Origin of the sequence: Bacteroides caccae (assembly GCF_002222615.2) — a bacterium.
Lineage (GTDB): Bacteria > Bacteroidota > Bacteroidia > Bacteroidales > Bacteroidaceae > Bacteroides > Bacteroides caccae.
In genome coordinates, this window is the sequence record NZ_CP022412.2 from 948,428 (window position 1) to 963,401 (window position 14,974).

Sequence of the window (14,974 nt, forward strand, 5' to 3'; positions counted from 1 at the left end):
ACATTTATTATGAAAGCTAGATTTTTGTTATTTTTGTTATTCGCTATTTTACTTCAAGTAAATACATCTTCTTTTGCACGGGAGATGAAAACTGCACGCCGAATTGAGTTAAGAGTTAAAGCGCAAGCACAACATCGGTCTATTCTAATTTCGCCTGTTGCCTCTGTTGAAGGTTCCTTGGTATCTATTGATTTTTTATCTGTTATTCCTTCTGTAACAATTACTGTAAAAGATGCAGAAACAGATAAAGTTGTTTATTCATCTACAGAATTGAATGTAAATGATTGTACAGTTGATCTTGCAGGTGAGAATCCAGGAAAGTATACAATAGATATATACATAGGTGAAAATATCTTTTCTGGAAGTTTTTTTATTGAAGAGGAATCTAATTATCAAATTTAGCCAAGATGAAAAATAAATTATTTATAGGAGCATTAGCAGTTTTATGCTGTTCTTGTGCTGGTAACTCTGTTCTGTTGGATACAGAGTCTGATTTAAGAGGCTTAAACAATGAGTATGAATTAGGTAAGTCAAAAGCGATTGTTGGCGCTGAATTGAAGGCCGAGACCTTTGGTGATGAAGATTCCATTCAAATGTTGAAAGATAATTATATCGCAGAAATTATGGGGCGTTTGGAAGTTGCAAAAGAAAAAGTAATGCGTACGGCCTATAGTGCGGCATCACCTAGAGTTGGTGTTTTTAAAGTTGGTTCTTGTGGAAATTATAAATACTTAGCAATAGTTATTGATTGTGAGAATGGCAGAAGTAAAACTCGCGTAGAGGGTAATGTTGGCGATAGTTTTGTTGATGGTAATGATAATATGCATCTCGAATTTTGTTTGGTAGAAGCTGCAAATAGTTTTCCTGGAGGAGTATTGTTAATTGAAGATGCACCTACCGTTAATGAGTCATTTATAATTGTTCGTCATCACGATACGGAAGATGGTGGTCATCAGAGTCTTTGGTCTGATGATCCTTTTTATAGGGATGGTGATATAAGTCGTATATCCGGATTATCAAAACTAGATGCTAACGCGACATTAGCATGGCATATGAATAGGAATATGTCTGCATGGGGAGGAAGGCCTCCAATGGGACCGGTAGGAATTAACTATGGGGTTATTGCGCTTCCGGATATGTCTTCAGGTAATTTGTATCTTGATGATGAAGATCATAATAATAAAAATTGGGCACAACGTTGGTTGGGAAATCGATATCAAGCTGATTTAGGTAATTCTGGATGTTATTTTGGAGTAGAAATAGGTATTAATACAAGATATTATATCTGTCTCAATACTGATAAAGATAAATTTGGAAGATTAGTACAGATGTCGTCTCAACATTAATTTGTTTATAATAAATTCTTATTGACGAAATTCATTGATAAGAATTTATTTAATTAATATATAAATATGAAAGTAGCCTCTCTCCTTTTTTTGATCACTTTTTTTATTTCTTGTAATATTTCTAATGTAAATAAAGATGAGATTGTTGCAGAAGTAAATGGAGAAAAGATTTATCTTTCAGAATTGTCATCTCAGAGTAAACAAGAAATTTTTGATTTGTTAAATACTGCATACGAAATTAAAAATCGTGTATTGACGAATTTAATAAAACAGAAATTGCTGGAAAATACGGCTAAAAATAAAAACATGTCTTTGGAGGAATTTCTAGATTTTTTGGTTCAGCAGAAATTACTTCTTGATCAGGATAGTATAAAAAAGTACTATGCGATTAATACAGAAAGTTTTTATGCAAAGAATAGTTTAATTCCGCTAAAAAAGGGGACCATAGAAGAGGAGTTATCGTTTCAACAAAGACTTCGAAATCGGATAGTCCAAGCGTTGGTCGATTCTTTATATCAAAAAGCGGATATTAAGAGATATATTTATCCCCCTAAACAACCGGAATGTGTTGTGAGGGATTTATGTGTACATTATAGAGGAAACTTAGATTCGTCTACTTCTTTTATTGTTGCTTCTGATTATAATTGTGGGCGCTGTGTGCAATTTGAAAAAACATTATCTAAGCTCTATGATCAGTATAGGGAGCAGGTGAAGTTTGGATTTGTACATTTTGCAGATGCTCCTTCTCTAGCTGCTTTGGCGTGTGAAGCTGCAGATAAACAAGGGCAGTTTTGGTCTTTTCATGACGCGATCTTTAACTATGTAGAAGTGGCTGACTCTGCATTCATATACAATTTTGCAAAGTCTAAAAGGTTAGATATGAGGGAATTTGATAAAAATTTGCATTCTCCTGATAATTATAAGAAATTGGATAATATTATTAATCGATTGGTTGAGAGAGGGCTTATGGCTACTCCTACTATTATTATCAATGACCGATTGGTTTATGTCACTAATAGCTATGAAGAATTATCCAAGCTATTGGAGCGCGAACTTTAATGTAATAACTAGAATGAAACCTAACTTTAACTTTCATTGTATAGTTCTTCTACAATTGCTGTATTTATGTGCAGCTTGTGAAGAACTATATAATACAGAAATGGTACCACCTGAAGGTGCGATTGTCTTTGATGGAGTGATAACTAATGAGCCTCCTCCTTATTTTTTTTCATTAAGTAAACCTTCTGGGGGATTGGGTGAATATGTAAGTCGTGGTTATGAGAGGATTAATGATGCAGAAATTGTTATTATTGATCAGACGGTTGGGGTGAGAGATACTTTGAAGAATGCAGAACTGACACCTTATAATGATTTTCGATATTATGACCATTATAGGCATAAAGAAGTAACTGTCCCGATAAAGTGGGATAAAGGTGAAACACCGGGGGGACTTTATGTTACTACAAAGATATATGGGATAGAAAATCATATATATGAATTGCATATTAAATATAAAGGAAAGGAATATACTGCATGTGAACGGATGGTGCCTAAAACTCCTATTGACAAAATAATAATGAAACGTGTTGATATGGGAGAAGGAGAACATAATGAAGTTCCATGTATAAGCTTTAAAAATCCTATGGAGGAACATAACTATTATTTATTTTATATTGATTCTTTTTCTTCTAAAACGTTTCGTATTGCATCCATTTATAACTTGTATTATGGGATGACAAATAGCGGTGGCTGGCCATTTTCTATTTTAGATGATAAATATTTAACAGAAAATGTAGAAGATTATGCAGTAAGTGTTGGGGAGCAGTTTATACTTCCTAATCGTCCCACATGGAGCTATCCCATTGCTGATTCGATTTGGGTACAAATGCATTCAATTTCTGAAAATTGTTATAATGTATATGATCGGATGATTAAACAAATTCGTTCAGATGGCGGAACTTTCTCTAATCGTCCTGCTTCTGTAAAGAGTAATATTAGTAATGGAGCTTATGGAATCTTTCGCGTAAGTGCTATTTCAGAGATATATCATTATCAAAAACACAGGATTTGATGGAGAAGTATTTATTATTGCTTTTTTTATCCTGTTGTGGAGCTTTCACAATCTGTGGTGCCCAAACCGTTACAGTCAGAGGACGTGTTATAGACAGGAAAACTGGTGAGGTACTTTCTGACGCTAATGTTGCGGACTTAGTGTTAGGGACAGGGGTGGCTACTAATTCATATGGGTTGTACTCCATTCATGTCAAAAGTAAACAATGTATTTTAAGATGTTCAATGTTGGGGTATGCTACTAAGATAGATACATTGACGTTGGCAGTTAATATGGTTCATGACTTTGCGCTAATGCCTGATAATTATCAATTAAACGATGTGGAGATAGTAGGTGAACGAAAATTTGGCGGGCAGTTAGCATTAACTCAGAAAGAGATCCAGTCTTTTCCGACTTTGGGGAGTGAACCTGATGTGTTAAAGTCGTTGCAATATTTACCCGGTGTTATTAGTGGTAATGAAGGGACTAATAATATTTCTGTTAGAGGGAGTGATCAGTGGGGGAATTTGGTTCTGTTGGACGAAGCAATGGTTTATAATCCGAATCATGCTTTATCTTTCTTTTCAGTATTTAATAATGATGCCATACAACAAGTTAATCTTTATAAATCTTATTTTCCGTTGATGTATGGAGGAAGAACCTCATCGGTAATTGACGTTAGAATGCGTGAGGGAAATAATCAAGAAAAGCATCGGAGTGCTACAATTGGTGTTATCGCTTCGAAACTTCAATTGGAAGGTCCAATAAAGAGAGGTAAGACATCATACTTGCTATCTACTAGATTTGCTTATCCGGGTGCTATACTTGGGGTGCTGGAGCGATTTCGAGGCACAAAAATGAATTTCTATGATATAAATGCTAAAATTAATTCGACACTGAATGATCGGAACCGTTTTTTCTTTTCCATATATAATGGTGGAGATCATACTTATTTTAATCAGTTGGTTCGGGGGTATGGTATGAACTGGGGTAATACTACTGCTACTTTCCGTTGGAATCATGTTTTGACAGATAAGACCTCAGGAAATTTGAGTGCTATTTTTAGTAATTATTATTATCGTTATAAGTCGATGGCAGACGGTATGAAATATTTGTGGAAGTCAAATATGCAGTCGTATCAGTTGAAATATGATGTGGATTATGCTTTCTCTAATATGTTACATATTAAAAGCGGGCTTTCTGGCCATACATTTACAATTATGCCTGGGGGTATTGATAACTGGGGAGATCTGAACAATGTTGTTCCTTATCGAATGAATCGACGGCGTTTGCTGGATATAGCTGCTTATGGCGAAATTTCTTATGAAATTTCGCCTAGATGGCAGTTTAATGGAGGTATTCGTTTATCTACTATTTACAGTCCTAAGGTGAGTACGTATAAACAGAAGTGTTATGTTATGCCTGAGCCAAGAGCAGAATTGTCTTATTTTCCGGGAAAAGGGGATAAATTGCATGTTGCTTTCACGCAATCTTCACAAAGTTTACATATGTTATCCAATTCTTCTGTGGGCATTCCTTCTGATATTTGGATACCCGTTAATGGACGGGTGAAACCTGCTGTAATGAAACAAATGGCTATAGGGTATAAAAAAAACTGGGCAAAAGGGGCATATAGCTTTTCTATGGAGGCTTATTATAGAAAGACCAATCATATTGTTGATTTTGTGGATAATGCTAATATCTTTTTGAATAACCAGATTGAATCACAGTTAGGTTTTGGTTTTTCAAAAGCTTATGGAGCTGAATTTTATTTTTCTAAAAATGTGGGACAGTTGACAGGGTGGATTAGTTATACTCTCTCGCGTGCACAAAATAAAGTGGCAACTTTTGAAGATAATGAATATCCGCCTGTTTATGATCGTCCGCATAGTCTGAAGATATTTCTGAATTGTGAGGCCGGACGACGACGAAGATGTGCTTTCGCAGCTACTTTCTCTTATAATTCAGGAATGAATCTGACGTTGCCTATTGCTCATTATAAGACGCAGGGTACATCTTTCTATATCTATTCTACGAGAAACGGGTATCGTGCTCCTGCGTTTCATCAACTGGATTTATCTATGGCATGTAAGTTAAGAAAGGGGCGTTTAATCTTTTCTGTGATTAATGTATATAATAGGAAAAATGTGTTTACTATGTATACAAGTAGAAGCGAATTCTCTTTTAGAGATCTTGAAATACATAAAATGTATTTGTATGGTACATTACCTTCTGTTTCCTATCAATTCAAGTTTTAGTTGGCTTGGGCTATTACGTATGCGTTCTATGTTTTTTGTACTTTTATATGAGCTTTTAAACGATTAATTATAAAAGCCCCACTATTGAGAATATGTAGTGCATTGTTAAGATGGCGATTGAATGCTTCCAGAAGGGGAAAGATTTGGTTGCTCATTCGCGGGCTTTATAATTCTTGTAGAATAATAAGATAAAGATCATCCTTATTAATTGTTATGCTGAATGCTGGTAGGGTTTCAAGCAATCTGATGATTTGAGAAAATCGAATAATAGGATTGATTATATTCAGCAACAATTCGGTGCATCTGCTAGTAGGTGAAATACCTGATAATAGATGTATTCTCTGTGAGAAAGGCTCTTGGGCTTCCGAGTAAGAAGCCCAAGATTGCTTCCGGAGGTAGTGGACAAATACCAAATTTTTTCGTAATTTTGTGCCCATGATATAATAAAATCATGGAGAAACTGATGAACCAGATAAATTCCGTATGTGTATATAGCGCTTCCAGCACTAAAATAGATCCTGTTTACTTTACTGCAGCCGAGACTCTCGGGCGACTGCTTGCCGATCATCATATCCGTTTGATTAATGGTGCCGGCAGTATTGGCCTGATGCGTTCTGTGGCCGATGCGGTGTTGGCGAATGGTGGTGAGGTGACTGGTGTTATTCCTCATTTTATGGTAGAGCAGAACTGGCACCATACAGGCTTGACGGAGCTGGTTGAAGTGGAATCCATGCACGAACGCAAACAGAAAATGGCAGATTTGAGTGATGCGGTGATAGCTTTGCCGGGTGGCTGCGGAACGTTGGAAGAATTGCTTGAAATTATCACCTGGAAACAACTGGGACTCTATCTCAATCCGATTGTGATTCTGAATGTAAACGGGTTCTTTGATCCGTTACTCGAAATGCTTGAAAAAGCAATCGACGAAAACTTTATGCGCCGCCAGCACGGTGATATATGGAAAGTGGCGCAAACGCCGGAGGAAGCTGTGGAACTGCTTTATTCAACGCCTGTATGGGATATCTCCATTCGTAAATTTGCAGCTATATGACGATTGACACTCTCAGCTTCCAGCGCACTACGGATACTCTGTCGCTTTTCCAACAAGGGCAGCTCGGTGGTTCATCGCAATCGACAATAAAGGCGGATAGTGATAGCTTGCAATTGGCACAGATCCATTCTGCGCAGGAAGTCATTTCCGGTTTCGAGGGAACTCCTATCCCCTATTCTCCCCGTACAGATGATGCCATAGCGCTAACCTTGCTGGCTTGTTTCTTCCTTTCTTCCATAGCTTTGGCACGCGGAAAGAAATTTCTTTCCCAGCAAGTAAAAGACTTTGTGCTGCATCGTGAACGGACAAGTATTTTTGATAGTTCTACAGCGGCTGACATGCGTTATCTTCTTGTGCTTGTAGTGCAGACGTGCGTATTGTCGGGGATTACTTTCTTCAACTATTTTCATGATACATCCCCTGCTTTGATGAACTCCGTATCCCCTCTTCTGCTTTTGGGGATTTATGTGGGCTCCTGTCTTGCTTACTTCTTACTGAAATGGTTGCTTTATATGTTTATAGGTTGGACATTCTTTGATAAAAACAGGACAAATATATGGCTGGAATCTTATTCTACGCTCATATATTATGCAGGATTTGCCCTTTTCCCGTTCGTACTCTTTTTAGTTTATTTCGACCTGAGTCTCACCAATTTGCTCATAATTGGAACCATAATTCTAATTTTTGCTAAAATATTGATGTTTTATAAGTGGATAAAGCTTTTTTTTCATCAATTTGGCGCACTTTTCCTATTAATTTTGTACTTTTGCGCTCTTGAAATACTACCTTGTCTGCTACTCTATCAAGGTATGATTCAAATTAACAATATATTGCTAATAAAATTTTAGGACGTTGAAAATTAAAAAAGTACTAGTGTCGCAGCCTAAGCCTGCGTCAGAGAAATCTCCCTATTACGACATTGCAGAGAAGTATGGCGTAAAAATAGATTTCCGGCCGTTTATCAAGGTTGAAAGTCTTTCGGCGAAAGAATTTCGGCAACAGAAAATTTCGATTCTCGACCACACTGCCGTTATATTCACTTCTCGTCATGCTATCGACCATTTCTTTAATTTGTGTACTGAATTGCGTGTTGCAATTCCGGAAACTATGAAGTATTTCTGTGTGACGGAAGCAGTTGCATTGTATATTCAAAAATATGTGCAGTACCGTAAGCGTAAAATTTTCTTTGGTGCAACGGGAAAGATTGAGGACCTCGTGCCTTCTATCGTAAAGCATAAAACAGAGAAATACCTTGTCCCAATGTCGGACGTACATAATGACGACGTAAAAACACTGCTTGACAAGAACGGCATACAGCATACCGAAGCTGTGATGTATCGCACGGTAAGCAATGACTTTACACCCGACGAAGAATTCGATTATGACATGTTGGTGTTCTTCAGCCCTGCCGGAGTAACTTCTTTGAAGAAGAACTTCCCTGATTTTGACCAGAAAGAAATCAAGATCGGTACGTTCGGTTCTACTACCGCACAGGCTGTACGCGATGCAGGACTCCGTCTGGATCTCGAAGCCCCTACGGTGCAAGCTCCGTCTATGACTGCCGCACTTGACATGTTTATCAAGGAAAACAATAAATAAACAGAGTGGGTATATATACTTTGTGCAAAGCCGAAAGGCTGAATAGTAAAATTCTGATCGGAAAGATGTTTGAAGGCGGTGTTTCGAAGTCGTTTTCCATCTTTCCGATACGCGTTGTATATATGCCTGTCGAACAAGGCGAGGCGCCGGCTTCCATATTGATCAGTGTATCGAAACGCCGCTTCAAGAGGGCGGTGAAGCGCAACCGGGTGAAACGGCAGATACGCGAAGCCTACCGGAAGAATAAATATCTGTTGGTAGACGAGTTGCAACGCCGGGAAAAGCGTTTGGCTATTGCCTTTATCTATCTGTCGGACGAGCTTACTGCTACTGCCGAGCTGGAAGAAAAAATGAAAATAGCGCTTTCGCGTATCTCCGAAAAACTATCCTTATGAAAGCCCATAGCTCCCGGATGTCTGGCATCCGGATGTCCGTCAAAGGATTTTTGAGGAGGGTGTTCTCATTCCTGCTCCTGCTTCCTATCTATTTTTATCGGATTTGCATATCCCCACTTACTCCTCCCTCCTGCCGGTTCACGCCGACTTGCTCGGCATACGCGGTCGAAGCGATAAAGAAACATGGTCCTATTAAGGGTTTTTATCTGGCTGTGAGGCGTATCTTGCGGTGTCACCCTTGGGGTGGTTCCGGCTATGATCCTGTACCTTAAACTCCAAAATGTGGAAAATGGAAAGGAATACAAATAATATTCTGGATATTCATACCCATAAAGCAGAACCGGTTTCTGCCGGGAAGGCGATTATTAACCGTAAGTTGGCGACAGATGCTTTGTGCGAAGGATATTTCTATTCTGCTGGTATTCACCCTTGGGATTTGACGGAGTTTGATACGGAGCGTCGATTGGAATGCCTTCGGGAGCAACTTGCAGAAAAACAGTTAGTGGCTGTGGGTGAGGCCGGACTGGATAAGCTGGCTGCTGCTCCGATGCAGCTTCAAGTAGCTGTGTTTAAAGAACAGGTGGAATTGTCGGAAAAGTATGAATTGCCGTTGATTATTCACTGTGTGAAGGCTATGGACGAACTGCTTGCCTTGAGAAAGGAATGTGCACCGAAACAGCCGTGGATATGGCATGGATTCCGTGGAAAGCCTGAACAGGCAAAACAATTGTTACAGAAAGGATTCTATCTTTCTTTCGGAATGCATTACTCCAGTGAGGCGATGAATGTAGTGCCTGATAGCCGCTTGTTTTTGGAAACGGATGACAGTCCGGTAGATATTGAAGATGTGTTGCGTGATGCGGCGAAAGTACGTGGTGTGGAAGTAGAAACGTTGCAGGCTATTGTCCGTAAAAATATTCAAGACATCTTTTTTAGGGCGTAAGAGTTGTATCTTCCGAGAAAGAGTCGTACTTTTGCCCCTCACGGGATTGAAATACAATAAAAAACTAATAATAAAAGAGTAATACGATGAATTTTGTAGAAGAATTGAGATGGCGTGGCATGTTGCAGGACATCATGCCGGGAACGGAAGAGTTGTTAATCAAAGAGCAGGTGACTGCCTATTTGGGTATCGACCCGACTGCCGATTCGCTACACATTGGTCACCTTTGTGGAGTGATGATTCTTCGTCATTTCCAACGCTGCGGTCACAAGCCGTTAGCTTTGATCGGTGGCGCTACGGGCATGATTGGTGACCCTTCAGGCAAATCGGCAGAACGTAACCTGCTGGATGAAGAAACACTGCGTCACAATCAGGCATGCATTAAGAATCAACTGGCCAAGTTCCTCGACTTCGAGTCGGATGTACCTAATCGTGCTGAGTTGGTGAACAACTATGATTGGATGAAAGACTTTACCTTCCTGGATTTTGTTCGCGAAGTAGGTAAACACATCACTGTGAACTATATGATGGCTAAAGACTCAGTAAAGCGTCGTCTGAATGGCGAAGCACGTGACGGACTTTCATTTACCGAGTTCACTTATCAGCTGCTTCAAGGCTACGATTTTCTTCATTTGTATGAGACAAAAGGCTGTAAGCTCCAAATGGGCGGTTCCGATCAATGGGGAAATATTACTACCGGTGCGGAATTGATTCGCCGTACCAACGGAGGTGAGGTGTTTGCGCTGACTTGTCCGTTGATTACAAAAGCCGACGGTGGTAAGTTCGGTAAAACCGAATCTGGAAATATCTGGCTGGATCCCCGTTATACTTCTCCCTACAAATTCTACCAGTTCTGGCTGAACGTAAGTGATTCCGACGCCGAACGCTATATCAAGATCTTCACTTCGATCGAAAAAGAAGAAATCGAGGCATTAATTGCAGAACATCAGGCTGCTCCGCATTTGCGTATTCTTCAGAAACGTCTGGCTAAGGAAGTGACTGTAATGGTTCACTCTGAAGATGATTATAATGCAGCGGTAGATGCATCGAATATCCTGTTCGGCAATGCTACTTCCGAAGCTTTGCGCAAGTTGGACGAAGATACTTTGCTGGCTGTATTCGAAGGTGTGCCTCAATTCGAGATTTCTCGTGACGCGTTGACGGGAGGTGTGAAGGCGGTTGATTTATTCGTTGATAATGCGGCTGTATTTGCTTCAAAAGGAGAAATGCGTAAGCTGGTTCAAGGCGGAGGCGTTTCGCTGAATAAAGAGAAATTAGCGGCATTTGACCAGGTAATTACAGCTGCTGACCTGCTCGACGAGAAATATCTGCTTGTTCAGCGTGGTAAAAAGAACTATTATTTGCTGATTGCGAAGTAATAATACGCGATTTGCGAGGTGCAAAGTAAAAAAGTGAACGAAATATTTGGAGGTTTGCTTGCAAACCTCTATCTTTGCACCGCTTTTTAACAGAAAGCACATAAGTTTGGACTATGGTGTAATGGTAGCACAACAGGTTTTGGTTCTGTTTGTCCAAGTTCGAATCTTGGTAGTCCAACAGAGAAGCCCCGAAAGAGTAATCTTTCGGGGTTTTTCTTTTATGCAGGTCGACTCTGCTGTTATCTGTTTGGTGTACTGCTATTTCTTGTATAGAATATTAACTATTATCTGCTATTGTCCTGTTTGTCTATGGATAAGGTGACTTTCTGCTGCAATAATATCCTTACAACATTATAATAAATGGAGAGAGCGTTTTTAATAACTAATTGGAGAGTTTATTATAAACGGTATCCAAGTTTATTAAAAACGTTTTTCGGCTTCTTTGGCGATAAGAATCGAAGTATTTAAACAAAATGGGAGAAAATCATGACTGACTTTCTCCCATTAGAAGTTTGTGCATATATGGAAATATATGCTGTGGTGGACTGATTATGTCTTTATTTCTGTACGTTTCATGTGCTATTTCTTTTTTTACTGTTTCTCAAAGATACAAAATAAAAAGGCGAAAGTCAATAGCCGGGAGTATTTATTGCTAAAAGAGGATGTTTTCATGAGAGTAGGAGTGGCTCTGTTTTTCCCGTTAGGTAAAAAACTACCTCAAATCGTATTATAGTTCGTTAAAAAGATGTACATTGCGTCAAATCTGGACATTTTTGATGGATAATTGGAACAAAATTGTAATGTTAACCCGTTTTCTTTTACTATTTTTGCATCGTGTACGTAAACGATGTACATTTGAGAAAGAGAGCTTATTCAATAACTATAAATAAATAAGGTATGAAAACGAACTATGAAATTCGCTATGCTGCGCATCCCGAAGATGCAAAAAACTATGATACTACAAGAATCCGCAGAGATTTCTTAATCGAAAAGATATTTGTCCCCAATGAAGTGAATATGGTATATTCCATGTACGACCGTATGGTGGTGGGCGGTGCGTTTCCGGTAGGGGAGGTACTGACGCTTGAAGCAATCGATCCGCTGAAAGCTCCGTTCTTCCTGACCCGTCGTGAAATGGGTATTTACAACGTAGGCGGCCCCGGTATCGTGAAGGCAGGCGACGCTGTATTCGAACTTGATTATAAAGAGGCTCTTTATCTGGGTTCGGGCGACCGTGAAGTGACCTTTGAAAGCAAAGACGCTTCTCATCCCGCTAAATTCTATTTCAATTCACTGACTGCACATCGCAACTATCCCGACCGCAAAGTGACGAAAGCCGATGCGGTAGTGGCTGAAATGGGCTCTTTGGAAGGCTCCAACCATCGTAATATCAATAAGATGTTGGTGAACCAGGTATTGCCTACCTGCCAGCTCCAAATGGGTATGACCGAGCTTGCTCCGGGCAGCGTATGGAACACGATGCCGGCCCACGTGCACAGCCGTCGTATGGAGGCTTATTTCTATTTCGAAATTCCCGAAGAACACGCTATCTGTCATTTCATGGGTGAAGTAGGCGAGACGCGCCACATCTGGATGAAAGGCGATCAGGCGGTGCTCTCTCCCGAATGGTCTATCCATTCGGCTGCGGCTACCCACAATTATACTTTCATCTGGGGTATGGGCGGAGAGAACCTTGATTACGGCGATCAGGACTTCTCATTGATTACAGACTTGAAATAATAAACAACTACAATAGTTTCCTTAATTTAACAACAAAAAAATTATGAATCAGTATTTGAATTTTTCTTTGAAAGGTAAAGTAGCTCTCGTTACAGGTGCTTCTTACGGTATCGGTTTTGCTATCGCATCTGCTTTTGCAGAACAAGGTGCTACTGTTTGTTTTAACGACATCAATCAGGAGTTGGTAGACAAAGGTATGGCTGCATACGCTGCAAAGGGAATTAAGGCTCATGGTTATGTATGCGACGTAACAGACGAACCGGCTGTTCAGGCTATGGTTGCTACTATCGCAAAAGAAGTAGGTACAATTGACATCCTTGTAAATAACGCAGGTATTATCCGCCGTGTTCCTATGCACGAAATGGAAGCTGCTGATTTCCGTAAAGTAATCGACATCGACTTGAATGCTCCGTTTATCGTTTCCAAGGCTGTTTTGCCTGCTATGATGGAAAAGCGTGCCGGTAAGATTATCAACATCTGTTCTATGATGTCTGAGCTGGGTCGTGAAACTGTTTCTGCTTATGCTGCCGCTAAGGGTGGTCTGAAGATGCTGACTCGCAATATCTGCTCTGAATATGGCGAATACAACATCCAGTGTAATGGCATCGGCCCGGGTTACATCGCTACTCCGCAAACTGCTCCTCTTCGTGAGCCGCAGGCAGATGGAAGCCGCCACCCGTTCGATTCATTCATCTGCGCCAAGACTCCGGCCGGCCGTTGGCTGGATCCGGAAGAATTGACCGGTCCTGCTGTATTCCTTGCATCAGAAGCTTCTAACGCTGTCAACGGACACGTTCTTTACGTAGACGGTGGTATCCTTGCTTACATCGGAAAACAACCGAAATAATGTAAGATAAACTATATCCGGTAAGGTGATAGAATGGCAAAAGAGCATACTCTTTTCATCTGTCACCTTATTTTTTATTTAATAAGAATCAATCATGAAAAAGATATTTATTCTGTTTGCCGTTGCTTTTATCGGCTTTGCTTCCTGCGTCGAAAGCAAGCAGGTTATGACGGTGACCGTGACCAATCCGCTGGGTTTAGAGCGTGCGGGAGAGATGATTGAAGTGCCGATGAGCTATGTCGTTGCCAAGTTGAAACTGGCCGATACAGCGCAAATTGTGGTGCTTGACATAGACGGACAGCAAGTTCCGTATCAGGTGACGTATGATGAGAAGGTTGTTTTCCCGGTTACGGTGAAAGCGAATGGTACAGCCACTTATACTATCCAACCGGGCACTCCGGAACCTTTCAACGTAATTGCCTGCGGCAAATATTATTCCGAACGTCTGGACGACGTTGCATGGGAGAATGACCTGGGCGGTTACCGTGCTTATGGTCCTGCATTGCAGGCAAGAGGTGAACGTGGCTTTGGTTATGACCTCTTTACGAAGTACAATACCACCCAGCCAGTTCTTGAAGGTATGTACGCTGAAGAACTCAATAAGGAAAAGCGTGCCAAGATAGCTGAACTGAGAAAAACAGATCCTAAAGCGGCTTCTGAACTGCAAAGAGCCATTTCCTATCATATCGATCACGGTTATGGAATGGACTGTTATGCCGTAGGTCCTACGCTGGGTTGCGGTACGGCTGCTTTGATGCAGGGCGACACGATCATCTATCCATACTGTTATCGCACGCAGGAAATCCTTGATAATGGTCCGTTGCGTTTCACGGTGAAACTGGAATTTAATCCGTTGGTAGTCCGCGGTGATTCTAATGTGATAGAGACGCGTGTGATTACTCTGGATGCGGGTTCGTACCTCAATAAAGCCGTAATCTCTTATACAAACATGAAAGAGGCAATGCCTGTAACCACCGGAATCGTTCTCCGTGAGCCGGACGGCGTTGTTGCAGCCGATGCGGCGAATGGCTATATTACTTATGTAGATCCTACCACCGACCGCAAGGGAGGAAACGGCAAGATATTCATCGGTGCTGCTTTCCCTGCACAGGTGAAGGAGGCTAAAGTGGTGCTTCTTTCTGAAAAGGAAAAGAAGGAGCGTGGCGGAGCCGACGGTCATGTGTTGGCTATCAGCGAATACGAACCGGGTTCTGAATATACTTATTACTGGGGTTCTGCCTGGAATAAGGGGGCTATCAAAACTGTGGATGTTTGGAATAAATACATGGCCGAATATGCTCAGAAATTACGTGCTCCGCTGACGGTAGCATATTAGTAGCAAGTTTAAGAACTGAAAATAGCTGAA

15 protein-coding genes and 1 tRNA gene are annotated in these 14,974 nt (G+C 40.5%); all 16 read left to right on the plus strand.

Annotation, left to right across the window (positions count from 1 at the left end):
- The first annotated feature begins 9 nt into the window (after window positions 1-9).
- The 16 genes from CGC64_RS03695 (at window position 10) to CGC64_RS03775 (ending at window position 14,944) form a co-directional block, all read left to right on the plus strand.
- The gene (locus tag CGC64_RS03695) at window positions 10-402 is read left to right on the plus strand and encodes a DUF3244 domain-containing protein (RefSeq protein ID WP_005676827.1); all 393 of its coding nucleotides are present in this window, start codon (window positions 10-12) and stop codon (window positions 400-402) included.
- A 5-nt stretch (window positions 403-407) separates the two neighbouring features.
- Window positions 408-1,346 carry a hypothetical protein gene (locus tag CGC64_RS03700; RefSeq protein WP_005676828.1) on the plus strand — a complete coding sequence of 313 codons (939 nt, stop codon included), beginning with the start codon at window positions 408-410 and terminating at the stop codon, window positions 1,344-1,346.
- Window positions 1,347-1,412: 66 nt separating this feature from the next.
- On the plus strand, window positions 1,413-2,405 hold the full coding sequence (locus CGC64_RS03705) for a thioredoxin domain-containing protein (RefSeq protein WP_005676829.1): 993 nt from the start codon (window positions 1,413-1,415) through the stop codon (window positions 2,403-2,405).
- Window positions 2,368-3,417, plus strand: coding sequence for a DUF4249 family protein (locus CGC64_RS03710; RefSeq protein WP_224241319.1), 1,050 nt, complete (start codon window positions 2,368-2,370; stop codon window positions 3,415-3,417). The genes CGC64_RS03705 and CGC64_RS03710 overlap by 38 nt, the downstream gene beginning before the upstream one ends.
- On the plus strand, window positions 3,417-5,654 hold the full coding sequence (locus CGC64_RS03715) for a TonB-dependent receptor (RefSeq protein WP_005676831.1): 2,238 nt from the start codon (window positions 3,417-3,419) through the stop codon (window positions 5,652-5,654). Before CGC64_RS03710 ends, CGC64_RS03715 begins: the two co-directional genes overlap by 1 nt.
- A 463-nt stretch (window positions 5,655-6,117) precedes the next feature.
- The gene (locus tag CGC64_RS03720) at window positions 6,118-6,705 is read left to right on the plus strand and encodes an LOG family protein (RefSeq protein WP_005682538.1); all 588 of its coding nucleotides are present in this window, start codon (window positions 6,118-6,120) and stop codon (window positions 6,703-6,705) included.
- On the plus strand, window positions 6,702-7,553 hold the full coding sequence (locus CGC64_RS03725) for a DUF4271 domain-containing protein (RefSeq protein WP_005676833.1): 852 nt from the start codon (window positions 6,702-6,704) through the stop codon (window positions 7,551-7,553). Before CGC64_RS03720 ends, CGC64_RS03725 begins: the two co-directional genes overlap by 4 nt.
- A gap of 4 nt (window positions 7,554-7,557) precedes the next feature.
- Window positions 7,558-8,304, plus strand: a complete 747-nt coding sequence (locus CGC64_RS03730; RefSeq protein ID WP_022043208.1) for a uroporphyrinogen-III synthase — start codon at window positions 7,558-7,560, stop codon at window positions 8,302-8,304.
- Window positions 8,305-8,309: 5 nt separating this feature from the next.
- Window positions 8,310-8,699, plus strand: coding sequence for a ribonuclease P protein component (gene rnpA / locus CGC64_RS03735; protein ID WP_032838430.1), 390 nt, complete (start codon window positions 8,310-8,312; stop codon window positions 8,697-8,699).
- 32 nt (window positions 8,700-8,731) lie between these two features.
- Entirely contained in the window at window positions 8,732-8,971 is a 240-nt protein-coding gene (yidD, locus tag CGC64_RS03740) for a membrane protein insertion efficiency factor YidD (RefSeq protein WP_369894050.1), read from the plus strand.
- A gap of 17 nt (window positions 8,972-8,988) precedes the next feature.
- Complete coding sequence (locus tag CGC64_RS03745) at window positions 8,989-9,642, plus strand: TatD family hydrolase (protein ID WP_032855097.1); 654 nt, start codon at window positions 8,989-8,991, stop codon at window positions 9,640-9,642.
- An 86-nt stretch (window positions 9,643-9,728) separates the two neighbouring features.
- Window positions 9,729-11,021 (plus strand): tyrosine--tRNA ligase, encoded by a 1,293-nt coding sequence (gene tyrS / locus CGC64_RS03750; RefSeq protein WP_005676838.1) that lies wholly within the window; start codon window positions 9,729-9,731, stop codon window positions 11,019-11,021.
- 107 nt (window positions 11,022-11,128) lie between these two features.
- Window positions 11,129-11,199: transfer RNA gene (locus CGC64_RS03755), tRNA-Gln, on the plus strand.
- Between the two features lie 719 nt (window positions 11,200-11,918).
- Window positions 11,919-12,761 (plus strand): 5-dehydro-4-deoxy-D-glucuronate isomerase, encoded by an 843-nt coding sequence (kduI, locus tag CGC64_RS03765; RefSeq protein ID WP_005676840.1) that lies wholly within the window; start codon window positions 11,919-11,921, stop codon window positions 12,759-12,761.
- A 43-nt stretch (window positions 12,762-12,804) separates the two neighbouring features.
- Window positions 12,805-13,608 (plus strand): gluconate 5-dehydrogenase, encoded by an 804-nt coding sequence (locus CGC64_RS03770; RefSeq protein ID WP_005676841.1) that lies wholly within the window; start codon window positions 12,805-12,807, stop codon window positions 13,606-13,608.
- Between the two features lie 94 nt (window positions 13,609-13,702).
- A complete protein-coding gene (locus CGC64_RS03775; RefSeq protein ID WP_005676842.1) occupies window positions 13,703-14,944 on the plus strand; it encodes a DUF4861 domain-containing protein in 1,242 nt (413 codons plus the stop codon).
- Window positions 14,945-14,974: the final 30 nt, after the last annotated feature.